General features: G+C 64.3%; 5 protein-coding genes. All 5 read left to right on the top strand.

The annotated features are described in order from the left end of the window. Positions 1–190: V-type ATPase 116kDa subunit family protein (locus ACESK5_RS19015; RefSeq protein ID WP_372913154.1), on the top strand; the 190-nt coding region annotated here is incomplete at its 5' end. Positions 191–453: 263 nt separating this feature from the next. After that, on the top strand, positions 454–708 hold the full coding sequence (locus ACESK5_RS19020; RefSeq protein ID WP_372913155.1) for a hypothetical protein: 255 nt from the start codon (positions 454–456) through the stop codon (positions 706–708). A 21-nt stretch (positions 709–729) separates the two neighbouring features. Then, positions 730–1,311, top strand: coding sequence for a V-type ATP synthase subunit E (locus tag ACESK5_RS19025; RefSeq protein WP_372913156.1), 582 nt, complete (start codon positions 730–732; stop codon positions 1,309–1,311). Then, a complete protein-coding gene (locus ACESK5_RS19030) occupies positions 1,308–2,357 on the top strand; it encodes a V-type ATP synthase subunit C (protein ID WP_372913157.1) in 1,050 nt (349 codons plus the stop codon). Before ACESK5_RS19025 ends, ACESK5_RS19030 begins: the two co-directional genes overlap by 4 nt. After that, on the top strand, positions 2,354–2,680 hold the full coding sequence (locus ACESK5_RS19035) for a V-type ATP synthase subunit F (RefSeq protein WP_372913158.1): 327 nt from the start codon (positions 2,354–2,356) through the stop codon (positions 2,678–2,680). Before ACESK5_RS19030 ends, ACESK5_RS19035 begins: the two co-directional genes overlap by 4 nt. Positions 2,681–2,835 lie beyond the last annotated feature (155 nt).

Below are 2,835 nucleotides of genomic sequence, written 5' to 3' on the forward strand. Positions count from 1 at the left end.
CGCGCTGGCGCTGCTGGGTCTACTCGTCCTCGTGCTCGGGCACGTCATCGTCCTCGCACTGGGCGTCACGTCTGCCGGCCTGCAGGCGGTGCGTCTCGAGTACGTGGAGTTCTTCGGGAAGTTCTACGAGGGCGGCGGCAAGGAGTACGAGCCGTTCGGGTACGAGCGCTCGTACACGACCGACGAGTAGTCGCACTCTCTCGGTACTCCGTTCTCCGACCTTATTTCGTGGAGAACCACCCAGACGTTTCCTCGGGGCGCGGAACCTCCCACACGTATCGTCGCTATCGCGGTTTTCTGACGAACACTCGATATCGAATCTCGTTACGAACGGCTGTCCGCGCGAGAACGCCGTCATCCGACGGTTTTGGGAAGCTTTAAGACTCACCTGGAACCACGTACGCCTGTTCGGAACAGAGCGAACGCGGTCAAACAAGCACCTAACAACACACCATGTTCGACATCGCAACTCAGCTGACAGACGTCGTATTGCAGAGTTCAGCGCCGGCAATCCCCGAGAACTCCGCGGCCGCCCTCGCGGTCGGTCTCGCCGCCTTCGGCGCAGGGTACGCAGAGCGCGGTATCGGGGCCGCGGCAGTCGGTGCGACCGCCGAGGACGACGACATGTTCGTCCGGGGCCTCATCCTGACGGTCCTGCCGGAGACGCTCGTCATTCTCGCGCTGGTCACGATCTTCCTGGTCGGGTAACCTCTCCCCCTCTTTTCCACCATGAGTCTGGAAACAGTCGTCGAGGACATTCGAGACGAGGCCCGCGCGCGTGCAGAGGAAATCCGCGAGGAAGCCGAGGCGGAGGCCGACGACATCGTCGCGGACGCCGAGAGCGACGCCGACGATATCATCGCGGAGCGGGAGCGCGCGGTCGAACGACAGATCGAACAGGAGCGTGAACAGGCGCTCTCCAGCGCGAAGCTCGAAGCGAAACAACAGCGGCTCGAAGCCCGTCGTGACGTGCTCCAGGACGTCCACGATGAGGTCGAGCAGGCCGTCGCCGACATCGACGGCGACGAACGCGAGGAACTGACCCGCGTCCTGCTCGACGCGGCCGCCGAGGAGTTCGACGACGACGACTCGGTCGCGGTCTACGGCGCACCGAAAGACGAGGCGCTCCTGACGGAGATTCTCGCGGACTACGACGGCTTCACGCTCGACGGCGAGCGTGACTGTCTCGGCGGCGTGGTCGTGGAGAGCGAGACGTCCCGTGTCCGCGTGAACAACACCTTCGACTCCATCCTGGAGAGCGTCTGGGAAGACGAACTGAAGGAGATAAGCAGCACACTCTTCGACCAATGAGCACAGCCGGGAGTTCAAATCCGGAGTACGTGAACGCTCGCGTCCGGTCGCGGCGAGCGTCGCTGTTCTCCGACGACGACTACCGGAAGCTCGTTCGGATGGGGCCGGCGGAGATCGCGCGGTTCATGGAGGAGTCTGAGTACGAACGCGAGATAAACGCACTCGGGAGTCGCCACTCGGGCGTCGACCTCATCGAGTACGCGCTGAACCGGAACCTCGCGAAGCAGTTCGACGACATCCTGCAGTGGGCCGACGGCCGACTGTACGACCTCGTCGCCCGCTACCTCCGGAAGTTCGACGCCTGGAACGTCAAGACGGTCATCCGGGGCGTCTACTCGGGGGCGAACCGCGACGACATCGACACGGACCTCATCCGCGCCGGCGAGTTCGACGAGAAACTGCTGACGCGACTGCTCGACGCCGGTGACATCGAGGCGGTCATCGAGGCGCTGGACCGGACGATGTTCGGTCCCGCACTGGAGGCGGCGTTCGACGACTACGAGGAGACCGGCGTCCTCGTGCCGCTGGAGAACGCGGTCGACCGGGCGTTCTACGAGAACCTGCTCGGTGGGCTGAACACCGAAAACGAGGCGCTCTCGCTGTACGTCGAGTTCCTCGAGGCGGAGATAGACTTCCGGAACGCCCGGAACGCGCTCCGACTCGCCCGGAGTGGTGCCGACATCGACCCCTCGGAGTACTACATCGAGGGCGGTCGGCTCTTCTCCGCGACGGACCTGGCGACGCTGGCGAACAACCCCGACGAACTCGTCAACCGCATCCGGGAGAGCCCCTACGGGGACGACCTCTCGGACGCACTCGACGAGTTAGAGGAGGCCGACAGCCTCATCGCGTTCGAACACGCACTCGACGCCGCGCTACTGGAGTACTCCGACAGCCTCGGCGGCGTGTTCCCGCTGTCGGTGACGCCGGTCGTCTCCTTCATCCTCGCCAAGGAGCGCGAGGTCGACAACATCCGGGCCATCGCCCGCGCCAAGGAGGCCGGGTTGGAGCCCGAGGAGATAGAACAGGAGCTGGTGATCCTATGAGTCAGGAGATCGCCGTCATCGGCAGTCCGGACTTCACCACGGGGTTCCGCCTCGCGGGCGTTCGGAAGTTCGAGAACGTCCCCGAAGAGGAGAAAGACGCACAGCTGGACGACGCCGTCACCCGAACGCTTTCGGACGAGGAGGTCGGTATCATCGTGATGTACGACGAGGACCTCGAGTACCTCTCCCGGTCGGTCCGGGAGTCGGTCGAGGGGAGCATCGAGCCGACGCTCGTGACCCTCGGCGAGAGCGGTGCGGGCGGCGGCGGACTCCGCGACCAGATAAAACGAGCCATCGGGATCGACCTGATGGACGACGAGTAAACAATGAGTCAGGCAACACAGAAGACCGTCCGAGAGGACGGCGTGATCGCAAGCGTGAGTGGGCCGGTCGTGAAAGCCCGAGACCTCGACGCCCGGATGAACGACGTCGTCTACGTCGGCGAGGAAGGGCTGATGGGCGAGGTCATCGAGATAGA

Origin of the sequence: Salinigranum sp. (genome assembly GCF_041641895.1) — an archaeon.
Lineage (GTDB): Archaea > Halobacteriota > Halobacteria > Halobacteriales > Haloferacaceae > Salinigranum.